This is a genomic window from Nitratireductor sp. ZSWI3 (assembly GCF_024655565.1).
In the GTDB taxonomy this organism is placed as follows: domain Bacteria; phylum Pseudomonadota; class Alphaproteobacteria; order Rhizobiales; family Rhizobiaceae; genus Nitratireductor.
On record NZ_JANKOF010000029.1, the window covers coordinates 22,490 to 47,598 of the forward strand.

Below are 25,109 nucleotides of genomic sequence, written 5' to 3' on the forward strand. Positions count from 1 at the left end.
AGGCAACTTCATGCGTAAGAAGCTTCGCTTTCTATCGTCGACCGCCATCGCGTTTCTTGTCACGGTTCCGGCCCATGCGGCCGGTTCCGGCATGCCGTGGGAGGAACCGCTGCAGCAGATCCTGGAATCGGTGCAGGGGCCGGTCGCCAAGGTCATCGCGGTGATCATCATTATCATCACCGGCCTGACGCTCGCCTTCGGCGACACGGCGGGCGGCTTCCGCCGGCTGATCCAGATCGTCTTCGGCCTGTCGATCGCCTTTGCCGCTTCGAGCTTCTTCCTCTCCTTCTTCTCCTTCGGCGGCGGGGCGCTCGTCTGATGGCGCCCGGCGAACAGCACATCGAGGGCTTCGAGATTCCCGTTCACCGGGCATTGACCGAGCCGATCCTGCTTGGCGGCGTGCCGCGTGCTGTGGCGATCCTCAACGGCACGGTAGCCGCGGCGATCGGGCTCGGGATGCAGCAATGGATCGCCGGCTTGTTGCTCTGGATCGCCGGCCACACGCTCGCCGTCTTTGCCGCCCGCCGCGACCCGGACTTCGCCAGCGTGCTCATCCGTCACCTCCGCCAGAAGGGTTGGCTCTCATGCTGAATCTTGCCGAATACCGCAACCGGGCCGACCGGCTTGCCGACCATCTGCCCTGGGCGGCCCTGGTCGCGCCTGGCATCGTTCTCAACAAGGACGGCAGCTTTCAGCGGACGTTCCGGTTCCGTGGGCCCGATCTCGAAAGCGCGACGGAAGCCGAGCTCGTCGGCATCTGCGCGCGGGCGAACAATGCGCTGAGACGGCTCGGCACCGGCTGGGCCCTGTTCTTCGAAGCCGAGCGCATCGAGGCGCTGGATTATCCGAACGCGCAGTTCCCCGACGCCGCCTCGTGGCTGGTCGACGAGGAGCACCGCGCGGCGTTCGAGGACAAGGTCGCGCATTTCGAGAGCCGCTATCACCTGACCTTGCTGTTCATGCCGCCACCGGATGGCCAGGCACGCGCCGAAAGCGCACTGGTCGAGTCCGATCATTCTGAAGGGATACGGAACTGGCGCCAGGAGTTGACGCGATTCCGGGACGAGACCGACCGGGTCCTGGACCTCCTATCGGGCTTAATGCCCGAGATGCGCGCGCTCGACGACGCCGAGACGCTGACATTCCTGCACGGCACGATTTCGACCAGGCGTCATCCGGTCGCTGTGCCGGAGACGCCGATCTATCTCGATGGCGCGCTGGTCGATACGCCACTGACCGGCGGGCTGGAGCCGATGCTGGGTGATGAGCAGCTTCGCACGCTCACCATTCTCGGTTTCCCGAATACCACGCGGCCCGGAATCCTCGACGCGCTCAATCATCAGGATTTTGCTTATCGCTGGGTGACCCGTTTCATTCCCCTCGACAAGACGGAAGCCACGAAGACGCTGACCAGGCTGCGCCGGCAGTGGTTTGCCAAACGCAAATCGATCGCGGCCATCCTGCGCGAGGTGGTGACCAACGAGCCGGTGCCGTTGGTCGACAGCGATGCCGACAACAAGGCGCTTGATGCCGATGCGGCACTCCAGGCCCTGGGCGGCGATCATGTCGGCTTCGGTTACCTCACCACCACGGTGACGGTCAGGGACGAGGACCGCCAGGCCGCCGAGGAGAAGCTGCGCGCGGTCGAGCGCATGGTCAACGGGCTCGGCTTCACCACCATCCGCGAGAGCGTCAACGCGGTCGAAGCCTGGCTCGGCTCGCTGCCCGGTCACGTCTATGCCAATGTGCGCCAGCCGCTCGTCCACACGCTGAACCTCGCCCATCTGATGCCGCTGTCGTCAGTATGGGCCGGCCCGTCGCGCAACGAGCATCTGGGCAAGGTAACCGCGACGGAAGCTCCGCCGCTGCTCTTCGCCGAGACCAGCGGCTCGACACCGTTCCGGCTGTCCACTCACGTCGGCGATGTCGGCCATATGCTGATCGTCGGGCCGACCGGCGCCGGCAAGTCGGTGCTGCTTTCGTTGATCGCCCTGCAGTTCCGCCGCTATGCCGGCGCGCAGGTCTATCTCTTCGACAAGGGCAATTCCGCGCGCGCGGCCACGCTCGCGATGGGCGGAGAACATCATGCACTGGGCGCCGACGGCTCATTCGCGTTCCAGCCGCTGCGCAACATCGACGACCAGACCGTCCGCAGCTGGGCCGCCGAATGGGTTGCCGGTCTGCTGGCGCATGAGAACGTCACCGTCACACCGGAGGTGAAGGAAGCCGTCTGGTCGGCGCTCACCAGCCTGGCCACCGCTCCGGCGGAAGAACGCACGCTCACCGGCCTGTCGGTGCTCCTTCAGGTGAATGCGCTGAAGGCGGCACTCATGCCCTATACGCTGGACGGCCCCTTCGGCCGGCTGCTTGATGCCGATGACGACCGGCTGGCGCTGTCGGACGTGCAGTGCTTCGAGACCGAGGAGCTGATGCATGAGGCCGGCGTTGTCCTGCCGGTGCTCACCTATCTGTTCCACCGGCTCGAGGCGCGGTTCGACGGGCGGCCGACATTGCTCATCCTCGACGAGGCCTGGGTCTATCTCGATAATCCGCTCTTTGCCGCCCGCATCCGCGAATGGCTGAAGGTGCTGCGCAAGAAGAACGTTTCGGTGATCTTCGCCACGCAGTCGCTTGCCGACATCGCCGATTCTTCCATTGCGCCGGCGATCATCGAGAGCTGCCCGCAGCGTATCTTCCTGCCAAACGATCGCGCCGTGGAACCGCAGGCACGGGCGGCCTATGAGCGCTTCGGTCTGAACGAGCGGCAGATCGAGCTGATCGCCCGCGCCACGCCCAAGCGCCACTACTATCTGCAATCGCGCCGCGGCAATCGGCAGTTTGAGCTGGGTTTGGGTCCCGTGGCACTGGCGCTCTGCGGCGCCTCCGATCCGGCCGCGCAGACCCTCATCGACACCATTCTTTCCGAGCACGGGCGGGACGGCTTCGCCTCCCGGTTTCTCGGTGCGCGCGGCCTCGGCTGGGCCGCCGAGCTTCTCGAGCAATTCCCTCAACCAGACAAGGAGCAATCGTCATGATGCGGCGCCATCTTCTCACGGGTTTGATCACCCTCTCCCTGGTCACCAGGCCGATTGCCGGCTTCATCCAGCCGGCCCTCGCCATCACCGTGTTCGACCCGTCGAATTATGCCCAGAACGTGCTGACGGCGGCACGCTCGCTGGAGCAGATCAACAACCAGATCCAGTCGCTGCAGAATCAGGCGACCATGTTGCAGAACATGGCGCGCAACCTGCAGCGACTGGATTTTTCCTCGCTCGGCCAGCTCACTGGCGCGCTCAACCGCATCGACGGATTGATGATCCAGGCGGACGGTCTGAGTTTCGACCTCGACCGGCTGGAGGATGAGTGGCTAGAAAAGTATCCGGAAAGCTACGACGCAACGATCAAGGTCAACGATCTGGCGGCGGCCGCACGCGAGCGCTGGCAAAGCGCCATGAAAGCCTTCCGCCAGACCATGCGCGTCCAGTCGCAGATCGTCGAGAACGTCCAGGCCGACGGCGATCTCCTTGCCGATCTCGTCAATCGCAGCCAGGGCGCCGTCGGCGCCCTCCAGGTGAGCCAAGCCACCAACCAGCTGATCGCGCTCTCGGCCAAGCAGCAGATGCAGATCCAGACGCTGCTCGCCACGCAGTACCGGGCGCAGGCCGAGGATGCGGCCCGCAAGGCGCAGTCGGAGGAGGCAGCGCGCGAGACGACGCGGCGCTTCCTCGGCTCCGGCACGGCCTATTCCGGCAACTGATCGAAGCCTGACAGGCAAGAGGAAGGCGGCAACGTGAACGACCTCGGCGTCATCGATCGCTTCATGGAGACCTTCATCCGCTATATCGACAGCGGGTTCGGTCTGCTTTCGGGCGATGTCGCCTTCCTCACCACAATCCTGATCGGGATCGACATCACGCTGGCCGGCCTGTTCTGGTCGCTCGGCGACGAGCCCAACATTCTCGGCCGCCTTGTCCGCAAGGTGCTCTATGTCGGTGTCTTCGCTTTCATCCTGAACAGTTTTTCGAATCTTGCGGATATCATCTACCGGTCCTTTGCCGGGCTCGGGATCAACGCGTCGGCCGGCAGCCTGTCCCCCGACGATCTCCTGCAGCCCGGCCGCATCGCCGCAACCGGTTTCGAGGGTGCCTGGCCGCTGCTCGAGCAGGCAAGCCAGCTTCTGGGCTTCCCCGAGTTCTTCGGCAATGCGCTGACCATCTTCGTGCTGCTTCTGGCCTGGTTCCTGGTCATCATCGCCTTCTTCATTCTGTCCATCCAGCTCTTCATCACCATTCTGGAGTTCAAGCTCACCACGCTCGCCGGCTTCGTGCTCGTGCCCTTCGCACTCTGGAACCGCTCGGCATTTCTGGCCGAACGCGTGCTCGGCAATGTGATCTCCTCCGGTATCAAGGTGATGGTGCTCGCCGTCATCGTCGGCATCGGCTCGACGCTCTTCGGCGAGTTCGCTTCCGCCCTGCAGGGCCAGGAACCGGACCTCGCCGCTGCCATGTCGCAGGTGCTGGGTGCGTTGGCGCTGCTTGGTTTGGGCATCTTCGGGCCGGGGATCGCCTCCGGTCTCGTCTCAGGCGCGCCGCAGCTCGGTGCGGGTGCGGCCTTGGGCACGACGGCAGCGGCGGCCGGTGCGACGCTCGTTGCCGGCGGGGCAGCCTACGCCGGGGCTCGCCTGGCCACCGGCGGCAGTCTGTCTGCGGTCCGGGCCGGCACTGCTATGGGGTCGGCGACAACGGCGGCCTATCGCTTCGGACGGGATACGTCGGGCGAAGTCGGTGTGGCAGGCGTTGCGGCCGGAATGGGCGGTGTTGCGCGGGCTGCCGGTGGCGCCGTCATGCAAAGCGCGCGATCCGCAGCTGCACCGTTCAGGCAGAGTGCCGATGCCGGGCGCGATGCCGCTTGGACCGCGACGGGCGGTGCGCCGACCAGCCGCGAACCTTCGGCCGGCACAACGGCCGATAGCGCCCCAGCCTGGGCAAGGCGGCTGCGCTCCGAACAGACCGCCCGTGCCCATCGCCACACTGCGATGCAGGCCGTCCGCGACGGCGATCGCCCAGGAAGCGGCGCCAATCCCTCCCTCACAGACAAGGACGACTAGATGCTCTTCAAGAGACCTGTTCAGCGTTACGGGAAGACACCCGAACCCGTCACGCCCTACCAGAAGGCCGCTCAAGTCTGGGACGAGCGCATCGGCTCGGCCCGCGTTCAGGCCAGGAACTGGCGCCTCTTGGCCTTTGGCTGCCTGGCGCTGGCCACGGGCCTTGCCGGCGGGCTTCTGTGGCAGTCGTTGCAAAGCCGCGTCGTGCCTTACGTCGTCGAGGTCGACCGTTTCGGAGAGGCGCGTGCCATCGCCCCGGCGATCCAGGACTACGAGCCGTCCGATGCGCAGATTGCCTGGCATCTCGGTCGCTTCATTTCGAATGTCCGCTCCGTTTCCACCGATCCGGTGCTGGTGCGGCAGAACTGGCTGGCAGCCTACGATTTTGCCACCGACCGCGCAGCACTCTTCCTCAACGAGTACGCCAAGGCCAACGACCCGTTCGGCCGGATCGGCACCCGCAGCGTCTCGGTGCAGGTGACCAGCGTAGTCAGGGCCTCCGACAGCTCGTTCCAGGTCAAGTGGACCGAGCAGGTCTACGAGCGCGGCAGTCTCGCCAGCACGACACACTGGACCGCGATCCTCACCGTCGTGATCCGCCCGCCGAGCAACGCCGATCAGCTGCGCAGGAACCCGCTCGGCGTCTTCGTCAACGCCATTGACTGGTCGCGCGAGCTCGACAGCGTCGCACCCACTTCTCCGTCCCCGAAGGAGCCCGCCCATGAACAGTAGAACTCCATCGCTCCGCGTCGTGTTGATCCTATCCGCGTCGGCTTTTGCCCTGTCCGCCTGTGCGTCGAAGAAGGTACCGCCGCCGGAGATTTCCTATGACGCTGCTGATTTCAAATCGGCGGCAATCGAGAAGGTGCCTGAGAAATCGGTGAAGATCGTCGAAGTTCCGAAACCTCTGCCGCTGCCCGGCCAGTTGCAGCCCGAACCGAGCAAGGTCGTCGAGGACAAGCGCTTGCCCGAGGAGCGCGTCGCCGATGCCAACAAGGCCGCCACCCAGGAACCCACGAAGCATGGCTATGTCAACGCAGTGCAGGTCTATCCTTATGCCGAAGGCGCTCTCTACCAGCTTTATGCGGCACCCGAGCGCGTCACCGATATCGCCCTGCAGCCGGGGGAGACGCTCACATCCGTTTCTGCCGGCGACACCGTGCGTTGGGTGATCGGCGATACGGTCAGCGGCACGGGTGAGAACCAGCGCACCCACGTGCTGGTCAAACCCTTCGCGCCGAGGCTCAAGACCAACCTCGTCATCACGACCGACCGACGATCCTATCACCTGCAATTGCAAAGCACGGTGAAGACCGCCATGGCCGCGATATCCTGGACCTACAGCGAGGACCAGATCATCGCGCTACGCCGGCGAAATGCCCGCGCCGAGGCTGCTGCGCCGGTGGCGTCCAACGTGGCGCTCGCCGATATCCGCTTCCGCTATTCGATTGCCGGAGACACGCCTCCCTGGCGCCCCGTGCGTGCGTTCGACGACGGTCACAAGGTCTATATCGAATTCCCGCGCCGCATCGATCAGGGCGAGGCGCCGCCGCTCTTCGTGGTTGGCGCCAAAGGCGACAACCAACTCGTCAACTACCGCATGCGTGGCAACTATTACATCGTCGACCGCCTGTTCGCCGCGGCCGAATTGCGTCTCGGCACCAGGCCGCAACAGGTCGTGCGCATCACAAGGACGGACGGCATGCCGCGGCGCCGTACCTCACTCTTCGGGCGCTGGAGCAGGTGAGGAGGCAGTCATGACCGATACATCCGCTTCCCACGCTCCTCCCAAAGTCGATCCCGAGAGCCTGCAGCTGCGGGTTTCACCGCGCCGCACCGTGCGCTTCAAACGCGGTGTGATCATCGCCATCGCTGCTCTTGGTTCAGGGACCATCCTCGGCGTCACCATGATGGCGCTGCAGGGACCGGCATTGCGCATCAAGGAGCAGGCCGAAGAACTCTACAACACCGAGCGCAAGCCGACGCCCGAAGGGCTTGAAACGCTTCCGGGAGACTATTCGCAGATGAAGCGGGAGACGCCGGTGCTGGGGCCGCCGCTGCCCGGCGATCTCGGCGGCCCCATTCTCGAACGTCAGCGCCAACTCGGCATCGCACCCGGGCAGGAGGTTTCCGACGAGGAGCAGCGCCTCGCCCAGCAGGCGATCCAGGCCCGCGAGTCGGAGGTATTCTTCCGGATCGAGAACAGGACCAGGATGACCGATGCTGTCGGAACGGAAATAGGCGCCCGCGCGCAATCGGAAACGGTATTGCCACAATCAGAGGTCGGGCAAGCGCCGGCCTCCGTGGCACCAGCCGAAGGCGACCAGAACAACCAGCAGCGCAAGCTGGACTTTGTCAGCCAGCGTGACGCAAACGGGATCTACAATCCGCACTCCCTGCAGACGCCGGCCTCACCCCATCAGCTGATGGCCGGCAGCGTGATTGCGGCGAGCCTGATCACCGGCATCAATTCCGACCTGCCGGGCCTTGTCGTCGCCCAGGTCACCGAAAACGTCTACGACACGGTGACAGGCAGCATCTTGCTGATCCCGCAAGGCTCCCGCCTCATCGGCACCTATGACAGCGTCGTCGCCTTCGGCCAGAGGCGTGCACTCCTCGTCTGGCAGCGCATCCTGCTGCCCGACGGCTCGTCCATCGAGATCGAGAGTCTGCCCGCCACCGACACGGCCGGTTATGCCGGGCTCGAGGACGAGGTGGATTTCCATACATGGCGGCTGATCAAGGGCGTCGCGCTCGCCACGTTGCTCGGCGTCAGCACGGAACTGAGCCTCGGCCAGGATGAAAGCGACCTGGTTCGCGCCATCCGCGAGTCCACCCAACAGAATGTCAACCGCGCCGGCCAGCGCATCACCGAGAAGAATCTCAACATCCAGCCGACCATCACCGTCCGCCCCGGATGGCCGCTGCGCGTCGTCGTCCACAAGGACCTCAGGTTGCGGCCTTACAGGGGTTGAAGAGGAACGACCATGGCTAATCTGAAACTCGGAAAGCTTCCCGACCGTGCACCCTCAAAGATCACCCTCACGGTCAGTGCTAAACTGAATCAGGCGCTCCGCGATTACGCTGCACTCTATCGTCAGACCTACGGCGAATCCGAATCTGTCGCCGAACTCATCCCCTTCATGCTTGAAGTATTCCTTGAAAGCGATCGAGGGTTTATTAAGGCCAGAAGAGAGGGTTTACTGACCGCCGACGTGTCAGAGACATCGCGACGAAAGTCAGTTTATGGTTCTGAATGACGAGACGGAGTTATGGTTGAGGGGCATCAATAAGCCGTCCTCGCAAAGTCGATCAGTAGATGTCGTGTTTGGGGCCGGTAGCAGACTGGCCGCCTTTGAGCTGACAGGCTGGATAGCGGACATTCGCTCAGCATCTCTGGGGAGACACCCTTCCAGCTGACGGTCAACAAAGTCGAGCAGAATGGAACGGAATTCAGTTGGTTGCGACCGCAGCAGATACTGACATCTATTAACGATGTGTCTCGAGAGGAGCCGGGTTTGGTGGACCCCATTTATACCAATTTCATCCTGACGAACGCGCTCAAGGCCATCGACGGCGATGAGGAGGCACAGCGGTGGTTCGGGCAGAAGGAATTCAGGCTGGGTATTAGCGCCTACCAACAAGAACTTGAAAGGGAGATCGCGGGGCTAAAGCGCGAAGAACGAAACCCTAGACATCTCATACACCTCATCGTTAGAGAAACGTCTGAGGCAAGACGGGATGCAATGAAGACCTTACGCCAGTGGCTGCGTGATGCGACTCAGATCGACCTCGTGGACCCGTACCTCCTCACAAAGATCCCTCGCTGGGGTGCCACGGAGATAGCGACCTTCGCCAGTGATTTAGCTTCTATCCTGCCGAGAGGCGCCACTGTGAACATTTTCATCAACGGTTACAGCAATGACGTGCGCACAACTGTCTGGAAGAAGATCAAAGAGGGACGTACCGCGCGGCTGATCCAGACAGAACGATACCATGACAGATTCATTGTCACAGACGCCGGTGTGAAGCTCATGGGAGCATCATTCAACGGCTTGGGTAGAAAGATCTCGGCACTAGTCGATCTCGACGATGAAGATGCGGCAGAAATCAGAGGAGGCGTCCAACGAGAGAGGTTAGTGGGAAAAAGACTCGCTGGTCCTCCATTCTAGGCGAGAACAGACGTTTCTGCGACCGACAGGCCAGGTGAGTAGTCCTGGCAACCGACCGCTTGGTTTAGTGAGAGTTCAGGTCTCGCATGGATCGGGAGCCAGCGACCCCGCGTTCCGCACACCGGACACGCGCATCAACGACCTCTACAATCAGCTCGCCAAGTGAATCGCAACGCATAGGCGCGACCGCGCGCTTGGGCGATTCAGCTGCGATCTCTTCCAGGTTCCAGACGATGTCCGGGCAAGCAAAATCATTTGTCGGCGCCGGTCTCGTACCTAGAGGAAGGTATCCCTCAAAGAGAGGCGGCTAATTGCGAGATACGAAGCCGACCTCCTGTTACGCGGCGGGCACGATATCCCGAAACCGAATAGTTGCGCTTCTCGGTTTCAGCTGTTCCTCCAGCGGACGTATAGCGAGCTTGAGCGGCATTTGCCCGGCGATTCCACTGAAAATGCACGTGCCGGTCGGCAACGTCGGAATGGATTCTTCGGTGAGCTTGTCGATGTAGGAAACCGCACTGGCGATTGATTGAAGGTCCTTCTGATTGATCAGCCGGTGAATGAAGTAATTGTGCGCCTGCGACGTGATCGTCGGCGATATATCGTTCGGGCGCTGGCTTGAGATGGTTACAAAGACCCCAAACTTGCGACCTTCCTTGATGATCTCCTCAAACGTTTCCAAGCGATAGTCCTTCCAACTCTCCGCCTCACGGAAAGACTCGCGCGATAGGATGTTGTGGGCTTCATCGATCACCATGTTGAGCGTGTGGTTTGGCCCTAGCCTTTTGTGATCCTCATAAACCTTCTTGGCGACGAGAAGGGGGATCGTCTTCTTCATCTCCAAGTTCACACCGCCAAGCGCGATCACCACAACGTTCGACTCGAATAGGTTTCCTGCTGGGTCGTTGCTGAATACCTTGCGAATATCGGCTTGCTTGCTCTTCAGCTTGTTGATGGCAGGCGCGATGTGTTCGTTCTGCGCTCGGTTTGAAAGCACATCCCAGATGAGCTGCACATAGGCGAACGTGATCAGGTCGCTTACGGCGTCGTTGGCGAACTCGAAGCTGGCGACGTGACCATAGACAAAGGTTTCAGGGATCTGAGCCGGGGTAGATTTCAGGAACGTGTTCGTTCCCCTAATCTTGTACTCGCTCTGAACGTTGTGCCATTCGAGATCAGCGGCGAGCTCAATGCGTTCGCCATCAGCGTCATGTTCCGGCAATATCTGACGCAGGTAGTCCATGAGCAGGTCTACACGTATTTTATCGGACATCTGGAGAATCTGTGTGACCTGCAAACGCAGAGTATTGCGCATGTAGCCGATAGAGTCGGGGTTACCGAGTATCTTTTTCTGCAGATCAAGCGTGCGTTTCAGAAAGGGTTTTTGCGTTTTCTCAGTCGCGTCGGCGAGAATGCTGACGATTTCAATGTCGGCAAATCCGGCACCACCGAGTGGAATCTTGCCTCCGTTGTCGTTACGGGTGGACAACTCCAGAACCGCCTTGTGCTGCGTGAGGCAAGCGTCGCCAACATATTCGTTGTTGAAGTCGAACAGGATGATCCGGCAATTGGATTCGAACGCAGCTGTATTGCGCGCGCGCATCCTGGCGACGAATTCCTGATAGAGCATCGCCAGCGTGTTGGATTTGCCACTGCCTGTATTGCCGAAGATGGCGATGTGGCTGTTCATCAGCCCGTCGACAGGCAGTGCGATGTCATACCCTTCGTATTCGGATTGCGCGACGTCGAGTGCAACACCGTCTTGCGCAATCAGGTTGTGAACCTGATGCACCTTTTCCTTAGTGAGAAGGAACGCCTCGTTCCCAACAAGCGGTAGTTCCTTGGTTCCGCCGAAGAAGTGTCCCTTGTGATCGAGGAAACCAACCAGTGAGACTGTCAGGATACGCTTACCATTTAAGTAGGCGAGCGTGCTCGACTTGCGATCTTCGGCCTGCGCGTTCTCGCCTTCAACCTTGCCGATGAGACTCAGAAAGCCTTTGCGAATATCGACATAGCTTCCAACCGCAATATTCCGCAGCACATCCCCGTCGAAGAACAACTCGGAGAGGTTCTTGTCGGTATCCACCGAAATGAAAACTTTTCGGCCTGTGACCGCCGAGACTTCGCCGACCCTTAGAGCAGCTTCTCGTGCGAGACGATCGGGTTCAAAAAGCATGGCCCTGCCCCGGCAAAATCGACGCCAAGAAGTTGTTAAAGCGATTGAAGTCGATGCTTTCTCCAGCGGCGGGCGCCACCACCGCCACGTTCCGTTGCTTGGAGAACTTAGCCTGGTAGCCTGCCGCTGATTCATGGTTGAAGGAGAAGACGATCAGCTGCGTTGTTGGGTTACGCAGCGCGCGCCGCGTTAAATCTAATAGGTGCTCATCTGCAAAGGAAAAGCCAAAGGCGATGAGCACCGTGTTCTCTTGATCCATCGCTTTCGAGAACAATCGGAGCAAGTCGTAGTAGACTCGCTCCATCAGGGTCGTATGGTGCTTTCGCAGATTGGGTAGGATCAAAAAGTGCTTTGACAGGTACCCATTCACCTCGTTGATGTCCCCCTTTTGCTCGTCAGAGAGTTTCAGCACGGCGGTGGGATCGAAGACGATTGAGTCCGTCTTCCGCCGCCAAGACAACGACCCGTGGAGCTTTACTAGATTGATCGTCGGTATCTCAATCTGTTGGCCGTACACCGGACCCGATCGGTAGGTGCGGTCAAAATAGCGCTCGGGCGTGAACATGAATTCGGGATTGAGGCTCGACGAGCGCTCGAATCCGTCGTTCAGGATCACCGACGGAACGAGACTCGACGCGTGCTCCAAGAACATGTCGTAGTTTGTGGTGAAGACGGTCGCTTGGCGGGGTAGGAGGATATTCTTTCGCGCAAACAATATGCGATCGATCGTTGTCAAAAATGCCTTGTAGCTCGCCACCACACCGTGAACCGGGTCTTGCTCTGGCGCGACCGCCATCTTGGAATGAACAGCGTCGATCTGTTCGACAAAAGTCAGACATCTGCAGCTCGCAGCCTCTTCGTCGCCGTTAGCCAAGAGCGTGTCAATTTCGGTTTCGATGTTTCCTGCAACCGGGATGGCTGGGAAGGATGCTCCGGAGCCAATCAGGAAATTGATGTTCCCCGATTGGATGTAAGACTCCAGATACTTCGACGTGCTTTCTCCGTCCGCCGTTGTATGTAAAACATCGGCCATCCTATCCCCCGCCCCTACTTGAGCATTTTCGCGAGGAAGGCAGTTTAACCGAATTAGCGGCGGCGTCGAAGCCGCGTTTTTACCTAGTCCTTTTGGTCCCGGCCTTGAGCATCTCCGCCAAATGCTCGGATGTCCGCATCTGTTCGGCGGCCATAATGGGTTATGACCGACATTGGGGCGCTGAGCCGCCGCGCGCTGCCCAGGGCAGGCATTGATCTGGCCCGGTCAGCATGTTCATCGGAACCTCTATTCGGCGCCAATAACTCGACCTTGCATCTCGCTGCGTTCACGCATTGTGCACTCTTCAACCGGTACCCTGCGAAATTCGCAGAAAGTCTATAACTCCCTTGCAGCGGCGAACGAAGGTGGGCTCTCGAAAAGTCGCACAAGGCACTCGCCTATCCAATTTGCGTGTCTGCGCAGCCGTTCTGAAGTTTGCCCACGTAATCTGCCCACCATTGCATCATCCTGACCCGCTCTTCCCAGTGCTCCGCGCGGGCATAGGCGCGCCGGACGTCGTTGTTTTCGATATGGGCCAACTGTCGCTCAATCGCGTCTGGATGCCACTTGCCGCATTCGTTCAGCAAAGTTGACGCAGTTGCCCGGAAGCCGTGCGCCGTTGCCTCCTCCTTGCTATAGCCCATGCGACGCAGGGCAGCGTTGAGCGTATTGTCGGAAATTGGCCGGGAAGCCGATCGCACGCTTGGGAACAGCAGCGTTCCGGCACCGGAGATTTCTCTGAGCTCCTCCAGGACAGTGACAGCCTGCCTCGACAGGGGAACACGATGCGGTCGCCGCATTTTCGTTCGTGCTCCCGGGATAATCCACATCGCCTTCTTGAGGTCGAACTCCTCCCACGCGGCGGCGCGCAACTCTCCCGGACGGGGAAACAGGAGGGCCATCAGCTTCAGGGCCGCACGCGTTACAAGCTGTCCGTCGAACGTGTCGATCGCCCGCAGCAAGGCGCCCAAGGCCTTCGGATCGGTGATCGCGGCACGCGGCGTGACCGTCGGTCTGATGAGTGCATCCCTCAGTGCGGATGTCGGGTCCATGTCGGCACGCGCGGTCGCGATCGCGTACCGAAAGACGCTGCCGATCGTCGACCGCAGTCGCCTCGCCGATTCGTACCGACCGCGTACCTCCACGCCCCGAAGGGCGGTAAGGATTGTCGCCGCATCGATCTCCCGTATGCACTTGTCGCCGATCGTCGGATAGGCGAAGTCGAGCAGCCACTTGACTTTGCTGATTGTTGCGTCGGCACGCCCCTCCTTCTTCAGTTTGTCGATATACTCCAGCGCGATCGAGCGAAAGGTGTCCTTTGCCGCGCCGACCTTGCGGGATTTGCGTTCCTGCGCGGGGTCGATGCCGGCCAGGAGCAGGCGCTTGGCGTCATCACGCGCCTGACGAGCCTCGGCGAGGGAAATGAGAGGATAGCTGCCCAGCGCCAATAGCTTCTGCTTGCCGTCGAACCGGTATGCGAGGCGCCATAGCCGTGACCCGGTGGGCTGCACCCATAGCTGGAGTCCCCCGCCATCGGACAGCTTCCGGAGCTTGGAAGCGGGTCGGGCGTTTCGGCATTTCATGTCGGAGAGGGCCATTTTCGGAACCTCCTGTTGGCTGGCCTCGATACCATCAGGATGCCAACTACCAACGGAAATACCACCCCTCCGCCTCGTTGGATCAAATCTGACCAAGCCTGCCGAAACACGCCTAAGCGCGCCGAATGCGCTAGAAAAGAAAGAAAATTCAGATACTTGTTGAGATTTCTGCTTAGAAGCTTCGGCGAAAGGGAATGTCGGGAGAAGAGGGGATGGTGCCCAGGGGCGGAATCGAACCACCGACACGCGGATTTTCAATCCGCTGCTCTACCAACTGAGCTACCTGGGCTTGCCATGGCCGCCGGCCGGATCGACCTGACCGGAGCAGCGCCGACGGGGTTGGTGCGCCGCCGGAAGCGCGTGGTTTATAGCACGAGATTTCCGGCTGGCAAGCGCCGCCCGGCGTTTTGTCGCGAGTTTTTTCACGCCCGGGAAAACGCCTCACATGCGCCAGGAAAGAAGGCGCTTTTCGAGCTTGCCGATGAGCCAGGCGATGACGAGGCCGAGCACCGACAGCAGCGCCACGCCGGCGATCAGCTGGTCGAGCGCGAAGAGCGCGCCGGCCATCAGGATATAGGCGCCGATGCCGAACTCGGCGCCGATCATCTCGGCCGCCACGAGCAGCACGATGGCGATCGAGGCGGAGATGCGGAAGCCCGACAAGATCGCCGGCATGGCGCCTGGCACGATGATCTTACGCACGATCGACAGCCAGCCGAGGCCGAAGGATTGCCCCATGCGGATGAGCCCGCGATCGACATTGTCGACCCCGGCATAGGTGGCGATCACCGTCGGAAAGAAGGTGCCGAAGAGGATCGTCGCCACCTTGGAGCCTTCGCCGATGCCGAACCAGATGATGAAGAGCGGCAGAAGCGCGATCTTCGGCACCGGGAAGAGCGCCGAGACGAGCGGCAGGAGGCCGGCGCGGGCCAGCGAGAACAGGCCGACGGCAAGGCCGACCGCAATGCCGAGAAGGCTGCCGAGCGTCCAGCCGAGGGCGAGGCGGTAGAGGCTCGCGCCGAGATGCTTCCACAACATGCCGGTCTTGAAGAGATCGGCAAGGGCGGCAAAGGCGGCGGACGGGGCGGGCAGGGCGATCGGGCTGATGAAGCCGGAGCGCGAGCCGAGCTCCCAAAGGGCGAGGATGGCCAGGAAGACGACCGGCGCCACCGGGCCGAGCGGCCGGTGGACGAAGCCTCCGCCGCGGAACGGCACCGGCCGCTGCCCGGCATCGTCGGGCGTGTTTGCCGTATCGCGCGCCGCCGCCTCATGCGACATCGGAGATCTCCCGATCGGCTTCGCGCGCTTCCTCGCGCATGATGTCCCAGACCCGCCTTTGCAGAAGCTCCAGCTCCGCCAGCCGGTCGACCCGCTCGGCAAGCGGCATATCGATCTCGACCACGTCGCGGATGCGGCCCGGCCGGCGCGACAGGACGATGATGCGGCGGCCGAGCCGGACCGCCTCGTTGAGATTGTGCGTCACATAGCAGGCGGAAAAGCGCTCACGGCTCCACAGCGCCACCAGATCGTCCATCAGCAGTTCGCGCGTCTGGCTGTCGAGTGCCGACAGCGGCTCGTCCATCAGGAGGATGGCCGGCTTGACGGCCAGCGCCCTGGCGATCGCCACGCGCTGCTTCATGCCGCCCGAGAGCTGGCGCGGCAGCGCCCTGGCGAAATCGGACAGATTGGTACGGGAAAGCACGTCGGCGATGATCGCCGCACGCTCGGATGCGGCGATGCCGTGGTCTTCCAGAACGAGGCTCACATTGCCCTCCACCGTGCGCCAGGGCAGCAGCGCGAAATCCTGGAAGATGTAGGTGAGAGGGTTGAGCGACCCTTCGGGCGCGGCGCCCGAGAGCAGGGCCGCCCCGCCGTCGGGCTTCTCCAGCCCGCCGGCGATGCGCAGCAGGGTGGACTTGCCGCACCCGGAAGGGCCGACGATGCAGACGATTTCGCCGTCGTCCACCGTCAGCGAAACCCCGTCGAGGACGGTGGTGCCGCCGTAGCGGTGGCTGATGTCGTGGAGCGTGAGCTGCATCGATCGGCAATCCGCCGCGCCTGCGCCGGCGCGGCCCGTCTTGTTCGGTCAGCGCGTCTCGACGAAGCTGGCGTCGACCAGCTTGTCCATCGTCGCGGTCGCCGGCGCCAGGCTCTCCGACTTGAACCATTCGAGCTGATCCTCGACGCTGGCGAGGCTGAGCGCGGCGTTCTCGTTGATGCGCATGGCGCCCGCCCGGATGCGCGGGTCGGCCTTCTCGAGCGGCTGATCGGAATAGACGTATTTGTGGATCATCGCCACGATGGCGGCCGTCTCTTCCTCGCTCATCGTCTTGTCGACCAGCGCCGCGTTGTAATCGGCGATGCCCTTCGACAGGCCCGCCAGGAAGCGCTTGACGAGCTGCGGCTTTTCCTCCGTGTTCTTCGTCGAGGTGAAGACGGTGGTGACCTGGTAATTGTCGATATAGTCGGAGATCTTGCCGATCTCGATCACCTCGGGGCCCTTGGTCAGGCCATCGGCGATGTTCGGCACGATCGACCAGGCGTCGATCTGCCCGCTCTTCAGCGAAGCGATCACGGCCGGCACCTTCTGCAACGGCTTCACATGGATCTCGGACCGGGCAAAGCCTTCCTTGTCGGCGATCTTGTGGGCCATGTAGTGGAAGGAGGAGCCGGTGGTGGTGATGCCGAAGCTGCGGCCCTTCAGGGCGGCCGGCGCGGTGACGCCGTCATCGTGGGCGGCCTTGGAAACCAGGATCTTCTGGCCCTCGATCTCCGGCGTCTCCTGCAGCGCGCCGCCGATCACCTTCACCACGCCCTTGTCGGCCAGGCTGATCAGGCCGCCGGAGATCGCGGTCATGCCGAAATCCACGTCGCCCGAGGCGATCGCCACGGCCATGGGCTGCGCCGCCTGGAAGGAAACGAACTCGACCTCCAGATCCTGCTCGGAGAAATAGCCTTTCGCCTCGGCGATGATGCTCGGCGAATGCGAGGCGAGGGACAGAATGCCGACATGGATCTTGTCGGCCGCGTAAGCGTTGGCTGCAATTGCCGTCGCGCCGGCAAACACCAGCGCGCCAAAGGTCCTGCGTGAAAAGGTATGCATTTAATACTCCTTGTAATCTCCTACCCGGGAGGCTCTTCGCACAGAGGCGGGGCCGGGAGCAAGCGAAACCGGGCGCCGGCCGTCAGCGGAGCTGAGCGTCCATCGCCGTCCGGACGCGCCTTGCGGCCTCCTCCTTGACGGGGCCGTAGCCGCGGATCTGCATCGGCAGCGCCAGCGTCTCGGCGAGCGCTGCCGCATTATCGGCGCCGAGCTTCTCAAGGGCCGTGTCCACGCAGGCTTCGTACCAGCCGATCAGCTCACGCTCCATGCGCCGCTCGGCCGTGCGACCGAACGGGTCGAAGGGCGTTCCGCGCAGGCGCTTCAGGCGCGCGAGCAGGCGCATGGGCAGCCGCACCCAGGGCCCGAAGGCGCGCTTCAGGGGGCGGCCGCGCGCATCCGTGCCGGCGGCGAGGAAGGGCGGGGCGAGATGATGGACGATGCGGTAATCGCCCTCGAAGTCGCGCGCCAGGCGCTCGGCGAAGCCCGTCTCCATGTGCAGCCGCGCCACCTCGTATTCGTCCTTGTAGGCCATGAGCTTGAAAAGCGAGCGGGCGACCGCCTCGGTCACCGCCGTCCCGCCCAGCGGCTGTTCGGCGGCGCGCACGCGCTCGACCAGCCGGCGGTAACGGGCGGCATAGGCGGCGTCCTGGTAGTCGACGAGGAAGGCCTCGCGGCGGCTGACGATCTCGTCGAGCGTCCTGCCGGTCTGCGGCTTCTCGCCGGTGAACGCGTCGAGCGCTTCGGGCCTGGCGGCGGCGAGGCGGCCGATCAGCAGGGCACGGTGGTTCCGCTCCACCGCCACGCCGTTCAGCACGATCGCCTGGCTGAGCGCGTTGAGCGAGACCGGCACCAGCCCTTTCTGGAAGGCGAAGCCGAGCATCATGACATTGGCGAAGACCGTGTCGCCCATCAGCTTCTCCGAAAGCCGGTTGGCGTCGACGGCGGCGAGGCTGTCGGCGCCCGTGACGTCCTCGAGCCTCGCCAGCCGCTCGGCCACCCTAAGGCTCGCATCGCGCTTGCGGACGATGTCGCCGGTCGGCATCTCGGCGAGGTTGACGGCGGCGCGCATGCCGGGCCGGTAGCTTGACGATGCCTTCGGCGAGGAGGAGACGACGATGTCGCAACCGATCAGCGCGTCGGCCGCCGTCCGGTCGATGCGCACCTGGTGGATGGCCGAGGGCTTCGCGGCGAGGCGGACATAGGATAGAACGGGGCCGAATTTCTGCGCGAAGCCCGTGAAGTCGAGCACGCTGGCGCCCTTGCCCTCCAGATGCGCGGCCATGGTGACGAGCGCGCCGACGGTGACGACACCGGTGCCGCCGACGCCGGTGATCAGAAGGTCATAGGGCGTATCGAGCGCCGGCAAGGCGGGCTCGGGCAGGCCGGCGGCGAGCCGCGTCAGGTCGATCTCCGTGCCGGTGCGCTTCTTCCGCGCCGCACCCTCGACGGTGACGAAGCTCGGGCAGAAGCCGTTGAGGCAGGAGAAATCCTTGTTGCAGGAGGACTGGTTGATCTTTCGCTTGGTGCCGAACTCGGTCTCCAGCGGTTCGACCGACAGGCAGTTCGATTCCACCGAGCAGTCGCCGCAGCCCTCGCAGACCAGTTCGTTGACGACGACGAAGCGCTGCGGATCCTCCATTTGGCCGCGTTTGCGCCGGCGGCGCTTTTCGGTGGCGCAGGTCTGCTCGTAGATGAGAACGGAGACGCCCTTGACCTGGCGCAGCTCGCGCTGCACGGCATCGAGCGCGCGCCGGTGGTGGATGGTGGTGCCGGCGGGAAAATCGCCGGCGTCGAATTTTTCCGGATGGTCGGAGACCAGCGCGATGCGCTCGACGCCCTCGGCGCGCGAGGTCTGCGCGATGCCTTGCACGCTCACCGGTCCGTCGACGGGCTGGCCGCCCGTCATGGCGACGGCGTCGTTGTAGAGGATCTTGAAGGTCATGTTGGCCTTGGCGGCGATCGCCTGGCGAACGGCCATCGAACCCGAATGGTACCAGGTGCCCTCGCCGAGATTCTGGAACACGTGGTTCCTGCCGGTGAACAGCGAGGAGGCCGCCCAGTTGACCCCTTCGCCGCCCATCTGGATGAGCGACGTCGTCTCGCGGTCCATCCATGTCGCCATGAAATGGCAGCCGATGCCCGCCAGCGCCTGCGACCCCTCGGGCACCCTGGTTGAGGTGTTGTGCGGGCAGCCGGAGCAGAAATAGGGGGTGCGGGTGGCGCCTTCGACCTGCAGCGTGATCGAAGGCTGCGCCAGGATCCTTTCCGCCCTGGCCACGAGGCCGAGGCCGGGGAAGATGCCCTCCAGCCGCCGCGCGACGATGGGCACGAGCAGGCGCGGCGACAGTTCCCCGGTCCACGGGACCAGGCGCTCGCCGGTTTCGTCGCGCTTGCCCACCATGGCGTGCGGCTTGTGGCCCGGCCAGTCGTAGAAATATTCCTTGAACTGGCTTTCGATGATGCCGCGCTTCTCCTCGACCACGAGGACCTCTTCCTTATCCTTCACGAAGTCGAGCGCCGAGCGGCGGGCGAGCGGCCAGACCATGCCGATCTTGTAGATGTCGATGCCGAGCTTGCGGCACTCGGCTTCACCGATACCCAGAAGCCGCAGCGCTTCCATCAGGTCGAGATGCGCCTTGCCGGTGGTGACGATGCCGAAGCGCGCGTGGCGGACATCGTAGATATGGCGGTCGATCGGATTGGCCTCGGCGAAGGCGAAGACGGCATGCTTCTTCGCCTCCATGCGCTCCTCGATCTGCGGGCCGGGCAGGTCCGGCCAGCGGTAGTGCAGTCCGCCGGGTGGCGGTGTGAAATCCGGCGTCTTGAAGAGGCGGGGGGCGGGCAGGTCGAAGGAGGCGGCGGATTCGACGGTCTCCGAGATCGCCTTGAAGCCGACCCACATGCCGGAAAAGCGCGACAGGGCGTATCCGTATTCTGCGAATTCGAGATACTCGCCGACGCAGGCCGGGTTCAGCGTCGGCATGAACCACGCCATGAAGGCGACGTCGGATTGATGCGGCATCGAGGAGGAGACGCAGCCATGGTCGTCGCCGGCCACCACCAGCACGCCGCCATGCGGCGAGGAGCCATAGGCGTTGCCGTGCTTCAGTGCGTCGCCGGAACGATCGACGCCGGGGCCCTTGCCGTACCACAGGCCGAACACGCCCTCGACCTCGCGCTTCGGATTGGTCTCCACCTGCTGGCTGCCGAGCACGGCGGTGGCGGCGAGGTCCTCGTTGACGGCGGGCAGGAACTCGATGCGCTTCTCTGCAAGATGCTTCTCGGCCTTCCACAGCTCGAGATCGAGGCTGCCGAGCGGCGAGCCGCGATAGCCGGAGATGAAGCCGGCCGTGTTCAAGCCGGCCGCACGGTCGCGGCGCGCTTGGTCGAGCACGGCGCGCACCAGCGCCTGCGTGCCGGTCATGAAAACCCGGCCCTTTTCCTGGGTATAGCGATCCTCGAGCCGGTATTGCGCGAGATCACCAGCCTTGTGATGCACGGTCATGCGGCTCCTCCACATCCGGTTTGGAACAATTCTAAACCGGAATGGATGGAATTTTGTGCCGTACTTGGCGATATAATATGGAATTCTGGTAGAACTTACCAATATGATGGGCAATTATGAAAAACTTCGAGGAATTAAGAATATGTCCGACAGGCTGAGCGACCAGGACCGTCGTCTGCTAGACGCGCTGCAGGAGAACGGCCGGCTGTCGAACCAGGAACTGGCCGAGCGTGCCGGCATGTCCACCTCCGCCTGCTGGCGGCGTGTGAAGGCGCTGGAGGAAAGCGGGCTGATCGCCCAATACGCGGCGCTCATCGACGTGGAGAAGGCGGGGCTCGGCTTCCAGGCCATCGTGCATGTGACGCTGACTCGCCACGATCACCGGCATGTCGACACGTTCATTGCCGAGATCAGGCGGCGGCGCGAGGTGCTCGACTGCTATTCGACGACGGGCGAGGCGGACTATCACCTGCGCGTCGTGTGCCGGGACCTGGCCGCCTACAACCGGTTCCTGGAAGGGTTCCTGTTCCGTTTGCCGGGCATCGCCAATGTGCGCACCAATCTGGTGCTGAAGGACATCAAGAAGCACAGCCCGGTGCCGGTCGAGGCGGCGCCCGGTTGACCGGCGGTCAGGCGGCGGCGCCTATTTCCCCAGTTCGATCGAGCGCTTCTTCGCCGCCGCGACGGCGTCCGTGACGAGGTCGAGCAGGCGGTTGCCGCCCATCAGCACGGACAGCGCGGCGGCGGTGGTGCCGTTGGGGCTCGTCACCTGCTCGCGCAGCCGCCCTGGCTCCTCGCTGCTCTCCTTGGCCAGGCTCGCCGCGCCGTAGACGGTCTGCATGGCGAGCAGCTTTGCCGTGTCGCGGGGCAGCCCGGCCTTCTCGCCGGCCGCCGTGAGACATTCGATGAAGTGGAACACATAGGCGGGACCGGAACCGGAGACGGCAGTCACCGCGTCCATCAGTTCCTCGTTGTCGATGCTCGTCACCGCGCCGCTCGCCGCCAGAAGGTCGGCGGAGAACCGCTGCGCCTCCTCGGTGACGTTGCGGTTGCAGAACAGCACCATCATGCCTTTGCCGATGGCGGCCGGCGTGTTGGGCATGCAGCGCATGACGGCGGCATGGCGGCCGAGGATCTCCTCGTAGGTGGCGGTTCCCGTGCCGGCAAGCACGCTGACGAAGGTCGCCTTGCCGGTGAAGCGGGCATAGGCTGGAGCGACGTCGCGGATGGCCTGCGGTTTGACGGCGAAGACGATGAAATCCGCCCCGTCGGCAAGTTCGTCGGCGCTTTGCGCGACGGTGACGCCGAGCTTGGCGGCGCGCTCGCGCAGATCGGCATTCGGCTCGACCACGGTGGCGTCGGAGGAGGCGAGCTTGCCGGCCGCCATCCAACCCTTGAGCATGGCATAGCCCATATTGCCGCAACCGACGAGAATGACCGACTTGCCCATGATGTTCCTCTTCGATGCACAGATTCAAGGACTTGCAGCGCCACGTGTCCAACTGGACGCACGCGCTGTAGAGGAATGCCGTGCCGCGGCGCCGAATGCAACAGGCACGCCGAAATCGCGCTACCGTTGGGTGCGGCCCGACACGCGGAAGCGGGCGGTGAGCCTCAATCCCAGCACCGCCATGACGAACAACATCCAGACCGGGTCGGCGCGGCGGAAGAAGAAGCTTTCCAGGAAGGCGTTGAGCAGGGTGAAGGCGACGATCATCATGAAGAGATCGGCGAGAAAGACATTCTCGCGGAAGAGCGGCACGCGCAGATAGTCGCGCAGCGGCACGATGACGAAGGTGACGATGGCGACGGCGAGCGCCGGCAGGCCCATGGCGATGGCAAGGTCGAGATAGGAGTTGTGGCCGTGCACGATGCCGCGGATGTCCCAGGCCCGGTCGAAGGGCTGGTCGGAGGTGAGCACCAGCTCGGTCAGCCAGAAACTTTCGAAACCGTAGCCGCGCCAGGGGTGCCTGGCGATCATCTCGCCCATGAACTCCCACAGCGCGGTGCGGCCCGTATAGGTGAGGTCGGGCAAGGCGTGGTTGGCGAGTTCCTTGACCGGCTCGATGAAGACGATGCCGAGCGTCGCCACCGCCGTGCCGGCAAGTGCGGTCGCGACGAGGAGCGGCACCAGGAAACGGAGGCCGAACAATCCCGGCAGGATGACGAGCAGGCCGGCGAGCGGCACGGTCCCGGCCGTCGTCTTGGAGCCCGTATGGACCACGAAGACCATCGCCAGGAGGAACATCAGTGCGCCCGCGCCGTGCCAGCCGCGCCGCCACAGATAGATGCCGACGAAGGAGAGCGAGGCCATCACCGGCCCGGCGATGTTCTTGTGCGTGAAGACGCCGCGCCACAGGCCGGCATGCTGCGCCTCCACCTCGCCGGCCTGGTGGATCGCCGCCTCGGGCACCAGCACCAGCCCGAGATAGGACAGGCCGAGGATCGAGAAGCCGGCGAACGCCAGGACGCGCGAGAAGGCATCGGCATCGCGCGGCAGGGTGAGCACGGCGGCCACGGAGAGGATGCCGATGAGCGAGAAAGCGGCGCTGCGCATCGTCACCGAGGGGGCAGGCGTGTTGAGGATGGACAGGAACAGGAAGCCGAGCAGCAGCAGCCACCACGGGCTGATGAGGGCGAGCAGGACGCGCCGGTCGGTGAGCGTCAGGAGAGCGACCAGCGAAAGGGCGCCGAGGCCGCCGAAGCCGAGCTGGTTGACGATGTCGCCGCCGCTGCCTGTGAGCTCTGCGCCGGCCGGCTGGAACGGGCGGAACGAGATGATGAGCACGCCGAGGATCACGGCGGCGATAACCGTCGCCGGCTGTCCGGTGGCAACGAGGCGCGTCGTGAACGGCGCCTCAATTCTTCTCGGGTTCGCGATACTGCTCATTGGCATAGCCGAATTCGGCCAGCACCCGGCCGAGGCCGACATAGACCGGGTACATGGCCGTTGACACGGAGCCGGTGGACGCCAGCCGCCCGAGGCCGCGCAGCGGCGACAGGCCGAGCAGCGCCAGGCTCTTGGTGAAGACCTTCAGCCTGCCGAAACCCTCGCCGGCACGCTTGCGCTGTTCCACGAGCGTCGAGATGACGCCATTGCGCAGGGCACGGGCGCGGATCCAGTCTGCTTCGAGGCGCCGGGCCGGCACGCTCTCATGGATGACCGCCTCCGCGCACCAGGCAAGGCGGAAGCCTTTCTGCGCGGCGCGGCTCAGGAAATCGGAATCGCCGCCGCCCATGAAATTGAAGCGGAGGTCGAGGAACGGGCGCGGCATCGCCTCGAGAACGGGGCGGGCAATCAAAAGATTGCCGGAGGAATAGAGCGCCGGCACGCGCCCGGTCGTCCCGTAGGGTGGCGCGAAGACCGGATGACGGGCCCACTTCTCGCGCCCTGGCGCGGAAAACACCGGCACCTGCGGGCCGCCGACGATGTCGGTGCCAAGGGTTTCGGCGGTGCTGCACAGGGCTTCCAGCCAGCCCGGCGTGGCGATCTCGTCGTCGTCGATCACGGCCAGATGCCGAAACCGTGGGAAGGCCTCGAGCGCTGTCTCCCAGCCGGCATTGTAGGCGCAGCAATTGCCGCGCCGATGCGCGATGATGACGAGGCCGCGGAAGGTGCCGTCGGAGAAAAGCGGGCTGGCGGCGGCAGCGCCCGCACGCTGCTGCGCCTCGTTTTCCATGACGATCACCGCAAAGGGACGCTGCGTCTCCTGCATCGCCAGCGAGCGCAACGTCTCGAGAAGCTGCTCCGGACGCTTGAACGTCGGCACCGTGATGACGCACTCGATCTCGTCGGCCGCCAGATCAGGCGTGCGCGCGACGAGCGAAACGGACGGTTGTGCGCTGCTTTCGGTCAAGGCATCGCCATGGCAAGAGTTGCGATGGCACCATAAGGCGTCGTGGCGATTAAGGGCACGTTAAACGCGCCGCTTCGGAGCCTTGTTTTCTGCCGGAACCCGGCTTCGCCGCCGCTCTCGATGCCCGGTCACCTCACGATCCGTCCCAATCGCTTGAGATGTCGGTATGGATCGGATCGCTGCCGATTGATTTCCAAGTGAATGGGCCAGTTGCGACCATGAGCCATCGATACGGCGAAGCCTCCCCCGATCGTATCGAAAACCTCTCATGATCGGAGATTGTCATGAAAACGCTTTTTGCAACTCTCATAGCCTCCTCGATGCTGGTCTTTCCGTCGATGGCCATCGAACCGGTGCCCGGCAGCATCACGGCCCGCGGATCCACTGCCTCCGCCTTGCAGAAGACGCCCATCGGCTCCGTGACTTTTCATGAGCTCTATGACAGCGGCAACACCTTCGTTGAAGTCTATGTCGTCGGCCCCGACCGGCGTCTTCAGCTGGTGAGCCGCACCCTGAAGAACAGCGGCTGACGTCCGCTCCTCCCGAGCGCCCGCCGCC

General features: G+C 63.4%; 22 protein-coding genes and 1 tRNA gene. 12 read left to right on the plus strand and 11 right to left on the minus strand.

Features of this window, described 5'->3' with window-relative positions:
- Positions 1 to 10 precede the first annotated feature (10 nt).
- The 10 genes from NUU27_RS11360 to NUU27_RS11405 all read left to right on the plus strand — a co-directional run bounded on the left by NUU27_RS11360 (position 11) and on the right by NUU27_RS11405 (position 9,279).
- Positions 11 to 319 carry a TrbC/VirB2 family protein gene (locus NUU27_RS11360; RefSeq protein WP_257762217.1) on the plus strand — a complete coding sequence of 103 codons (309 nt, stop codon included), beginning with the start codon at positions 11 to 13 and terminating at the stop codon, positions 317 to 319.
- On the plus strand, positions 319 to 591 hold the full coding sequence (locus tag NUU27_RS11365; RefSeq protein ID WP_257762218.1) for a VirB3 family type IV secretion system protein: 273 nt from the start codon (positions 319 to 321) through the stop codon (positions 589 to 591). The genes NUU27_RS11360 and NUU27_RS11365 overlap by 1 nt, the downstream gene beginning before the upstream one ends.
- On the plus strand, positions 585 to 3,035 hold the full coding sequence (gene trbE / locus NUU27_RS11370) for a conjugal transfer protein TrbE (RefSeq protein ID WP_257762219.1): 2,451 nt from the start codon (positions 585 to 587) through the stop codon (positions 3,033 to 3,035). The genes NUU27_RS11365 and trbE overlap by 7 nt, the downstream gene beginning before the upstream one ends.
- Positions 3,032 to 3,757, plus strand: a complete 726-nt coding sequence (gene trbJ, locus NUU27_RS11375; protein WP_257762220.1) for a P-type conjugative transfer protein TrbJ — start codon at positions 3,032 to 3,034, stop codon at positions 3,755 to 3,757. Before trbE ends, trbJ begins: the two co-directional genes overlap by 4 nt.
- A gap of 33 nt (positions 3,758 to 3,790) precedes the next feature.
- Positions 3,791 to 5,107 carry a P-type conjugative transfer protein TrbL gene (trbL, locus tag NUU27_RS11380; protein ID WP_257762221.1) on the plus strand — a complete coding sequence of 439 codons (1,317 nt, stop codon included), beginning with the start codon at positions 3,791 to 3,793 and terminating at the stop codon, positions 5,105 to 5,107.
- The gene (trbF, locus tag NUU27_RS11385) at positions 5,108 to 5,839 is read left to right on the plus strand and encodes a conjugal transfer protein TrbF (RefSeq protein ID WP_257762222.1); all 732 of its coding nucleotides are present in this window, start codon (positions 5,108 to 5,110) and stop codon (positions 5,837 to 5,839) included.
- Positions 5,829 to 6,854, plus strand: a complete 1,026-nt coding sequence (trbG, locus tag NUU27_RS11390) for a P-type conjugative transfer protein TrbG (RefSeq protein ID WP_257762223.1) — start codon at positions 5,829 to 5,831, stop codon at positions 6,852 to 6,854. The genes trbF and trbG overlap by 11 nt, the downstream gene beginning before the upstream one ends.
- 10 nt (positions 6,855 to 6,864) lie before the next feature.
- The gene (locus tag NUU27_RS11395) at positions 6,865 to 8,082 is read left to right on the plus strand and encodes a TrbI/VirB10 family protein (protein WP_257762224.1); all 1,218 of its coding nucleotides are present in this window, start codon (positions 6,865 to 6,867) and stop codon (positions 8,080 to 8,082) included.
- Between the two features lie 12 nt (positions 8,083 to 8,094).
- Positions 8,095 to 8,367 carry a DUF2274 domain-containing protein gene (locus NUU27_RS11400; protein ID WP_257762225.1) on the plus strand — a complete coding sequence of 91 codons (273 nt, stop codon included), beginning with the start codon at positions 8,095 to 8,097 and terminating at the stop codon, positions 8,365 to 8,367.
- Positions 8,368 to 8,628: 261 nt separating this feature from the next.
- Positions 8,629 to 9,279: a hypothetical protein gene (locus NUU27_RS11405; protein ID WP_257762226.1), complete on the plus strand. Its 651-nt coding sequence runs from the start codon at positions 8,629 to 8,631 to the stop codon at positions 9,277 to 9,279.
- A 337-nt stretch (positions 9,280 to 9,616) separates the two neighbouring features.
- Here the strand turns inward: NUU27_RS11405 and NUU27_RS11410 are convergent, their stop codons facing one another.
- The 8 genes from NUU27_RS11410 to NUU27_RS11445 all read right to left on the minus strand — a co-directional run bounded on the left by NUU27_RS11410 (position 9,617) and on the right by NUU27_RS11445 (position 20,694).
- The gene (locus NUU27_RS11410) at positions 9,617 to 11,455 is read right to left on the minus strand and encodes an ATP-binding protein (RefSeq protein ID WP_257762227.1); all 1,839 of its coding nucleotides are present in this window, start codon (positions 11,453 to 11,455) and stop codon (positions 9,617 to 9,619) included.
- Positions 11,445 to 12,488 carry an SIR2 family protein gene (locus NUU27_RS11415; RefSeq protein ID WP_257762228.1) on the minus strand — a complete coding sequence of 348 codons (1,044 nt, stop codon included), beginning with the start codon at positions 12,486 to 12,488 and terminating at the stop codon, positions 11,445 to 11,447. Before NUU27_RS11415 ends, NUU27_RS11410 begins: the two co-directional genes overlap by 11 nt.
- 398 nt (positions 12,489 to 12,886) lie before the next feature.
- Entirely contained in the window at positions 12,887 to 14,086 is a 1,200-nt protein-coding gene (locus NUU27_RS11420; RefSeq protein WP_257762229.1) for an integrase arm-type DNA-binding domain-containing protein, read from the minus strand.
- 213 nt (positions 14,087 to 14,299) lie between these two features.
- Positions 14,300 to 14,375 (minus strand) — tRNA-Phe (locus NUU27_RS11425).
- A gap of 152 nt (positions 14,376 to 14,527) precedes the next feature.
- A complete protein-coding gene (locus NUU27_RS11430; RefSeq protein WP_257762230.1) occupies positions 14,528 to 15,364 on the minus strand; it encodes an ABC transporter permease in 837 nt (278 codons plus the stop codon).
- Positions 15,354 to 16,124: an ABC transporter ATP-binding protein gene (locus tag NUU27_RS11435; RefSeq protein WP_257762231.1), complete on the minus strand. Its 771-nt coding sequence runs from the start codon at positions 16,122 to 16,124 to the stop codon at positions 15,354 to 15,356. The genes NUU27_RS11430 and NUU27_RS11435 overlap by 11 nt, the downstream gene beginning before the upstream one ends.
- A gap of 48 nt (positions 16,125 to 16,172) precedes the next feature.
- Positions 16,173 to 17,189, minus strand: coding sequence for an ABC transporter substrate-binding protein (locus NUU27_RS11440; protein WP_257762232.1), 1,017 nt, complete (start codon positions 17,187 to 17,189; stop codon positions 16,173 to 16,175).
- 82 nt (positions 17,190 to 17,271) lie between these two features.
- Complete coding sequence (locus NUU27_RS11445) at positions 17,272 to 20,694, minus strand: indolepyruvate ferredoxin oxidoreductase family protein (protein ID WP_257762233.1); 3,423 nt, start codon at positions 20,692 to 20,694, stop codon at positions 17,272 to 17,274.
- 142 nt (positions 20,695 to 20,836) lie between these two features.
- On the opposite strand from NUU27_RS11445, the gene NUU27_RS11450 reads away from it, so the two are divergent.
- On the plus strand, positions 20,837 to 21,316 hold the full coding sequence (locus NUU27_RS11450; RefSeq protein WP_257762234.1) for an Lrp/AsnC family transcriptional regulator: 480 nt from the start codon (positions 20,837 to 20,839) through the stop codon (positions 21,314 to 21,316).
- A gap of 21 nt (positions 21,317 to 21,337) precedes the next feature.
- Here NUU27_RS11450 and proC read toward each other — a convergent pair whose 3' ends face one another.
- The 3 genes from proC to NUU27_RS11465 form a co-directional block, all read right to left on the minus strand.
- Complete coding sequence (gene proC, locus NUU27_RS11455) at positions 21,338 to 22,144, minus strand: pyrroline-5-carboxylate reductase (protein ID WP_257762235.1); 807 nt, start codon at positions 22,142 to 22,144, stop codon at positions 21,338 to 21,340.
- 120 nt (positions 22,145 to 22,264) lie between these two features.
- Positions 22,265 to 23,584: an O-antigen ligase gene (locus tag NUU27_RS11460; RefSeq protein ID WP_257762236.1), complete on the minus strand. Its 1,320-nt coding sequence runs from the start codon at positions 23,582 to 23,584 to the stop codon at positions 22,265 to 22,267.
- Positions 23,553 to 24,551 (minus strand): glycosyltransferase family 2 protein, encoded by a 999-nt coding sequence (locus NUU27_RS11465; RefSeq protein ID WP_257762237.1) that lies wholly within the window; start codon positions 24,549 to 24,551, stop codon positions 23,553 to 23,555. The genes NUU27_RS11460 and NUU27_RS11465 overlap by 32 nt, the downstream gene beginning before the upstream one ends.
- Before the next feature lie 284 nt (positions 24,552 to 24,835).
- Here NUU27_RS11465 and NUU27_RS11470 point away from each other — a divergent pair, with 284 nt between their 5' ends.
- A complete protein-coding gene (locus NUU27_RS11470) occupies positions 24,836 to 25,081 on the plus strand; it encodes a hypothetical protein (protein ID WP_257762238.1) in 246 nt (81 codons plus the stop codon).
- Positions 25,082 to 25,109 lie beyond the last annotated feature (28 nt).

Coding starts and splice junctions, on each gene's coding strand:
- NUU27_RS11430 (WP_257762230.1), bottom strand. CDS start 15,364: ATGTCGCATGAGGCGGCGGCGCGCGATACGGCAAACACGCCCGACGAT.
- NUU27_RS11460 (WP_257762236.1), bottom strand. CDS start 23,584: ATGAGCAGTATCGCGAACCCGAGAAGAATTGAGGCGCCGTTCACGACG.
- trbF (WP_257762222.1), top strand. CDS start 5,108: ATGCTCTTCAAGAGACCTGTTCAGCGTTACGGGAAGACACCCGAACCC.
- NUU27_RS11470 (WP_257762238.1), top strand. CDS start 24,836: ATGAAAACGCTTTTTGCAACTCTCATAGCCTCCTCGATGCTGGTCTTT.
- NUU27_RS11445 (WP_257762233.1), bottom strand. CDS start 20,694: ATGACCGTGCATCACAAGGCTGGTGATCTCGCGCAATACCGGCTCGAG.
- trbG (WP_257762223.1), top strand. CDS start 5,829: ATGAACAGTAGAACTCCATCGCTCCGCGTCGTGTTGATCCTATCCGCG.
- NUU27_RS11440 (WP_257762232.1), bottom strand. CDS start 17,189: ATGCATACCTTTTCACGCAGGACCTTTGGCGCGCTGGTGTTTGCCGGC.
- NUU27_RS11400 (WP_257762225.1), top strand. CDS start 8,095: ATGGCTAATCTGAAACTCGGAAAGCTTCCCGACCGTGCACCCTCAAAG.
- NUU27_RS11410 (WP_257762227.1), bottom strand. CDS start 11,455: ATGCTTTTTGAACCCGATCGTCTCGCACGAGAAGCTGCTCTAAGGGTC.
- trbJ (WP_257762220.1), top strand. CDS start 3,032: ATGATGCGGCGCCATCTTCTCACGGGTTTGATCACCCTCTCCCTGGTC.
- NUU27_RS11360 (WP_257762217.1), top strand. CDS start 11: ATGCGTAAGAAGCTTCGCTTTCTATCGTCGACCGCCATCGCGTTTCTT.
- proC (WP_257762235.1), bottom strand. CDS start 22,144: ATGGGCAAGTCGGTCATTCTCGTCGGTTGCGGCAATATGGGCTATGCC.
- NUU27_RS11395 (WP_257762224.1), top strand. CDS start 6,865: ATGACCGATACATCCGCTTCCCACGCTCCTCCCAAAGTCGATCCCGAG.
- trbE (WP_257762219.1), top strand. CDS start 585: ATGCTGAATCTTGCCGAATACCGCAACCGGGCCGACCGGCTTGCCGAC.
- NUU27_RS11415 (WP_257762228.1), bottom strand. CDS start 12,488: ATGGCCGATGTTTTACATACAACGGCGGACGGAGAAAGCACGTCGAAG.
- NUU27_RS11450 (WP_257762234.1), top strand. CDS start 20,837: ATGTCCGACAGGCTGAGCGACCAGGACCGTCGTCTGCTAGACGCGCTG.
- NUU27_RS11435 (WP_257762231.1), bottom strand. CDS start 16,124: ATGCAGCTCACGCTCCACGACATCAGCCACCGCTACGGCGGCACCACC.
- NUU27_RS11365 (WP_257762218.1), top strand. CDS start 319: ATGGCGCCCGGCGAACAGCACATCGAGGGCTTCGAGATTCCCGTTCAC.
- NUU27_RS11420 (WP_257762229.1), bottom strand. CDS start 14,086: ATGGCCCTCTCCGACATGAAATGCCGAAACGCCCGACCCGCTTCCAAG.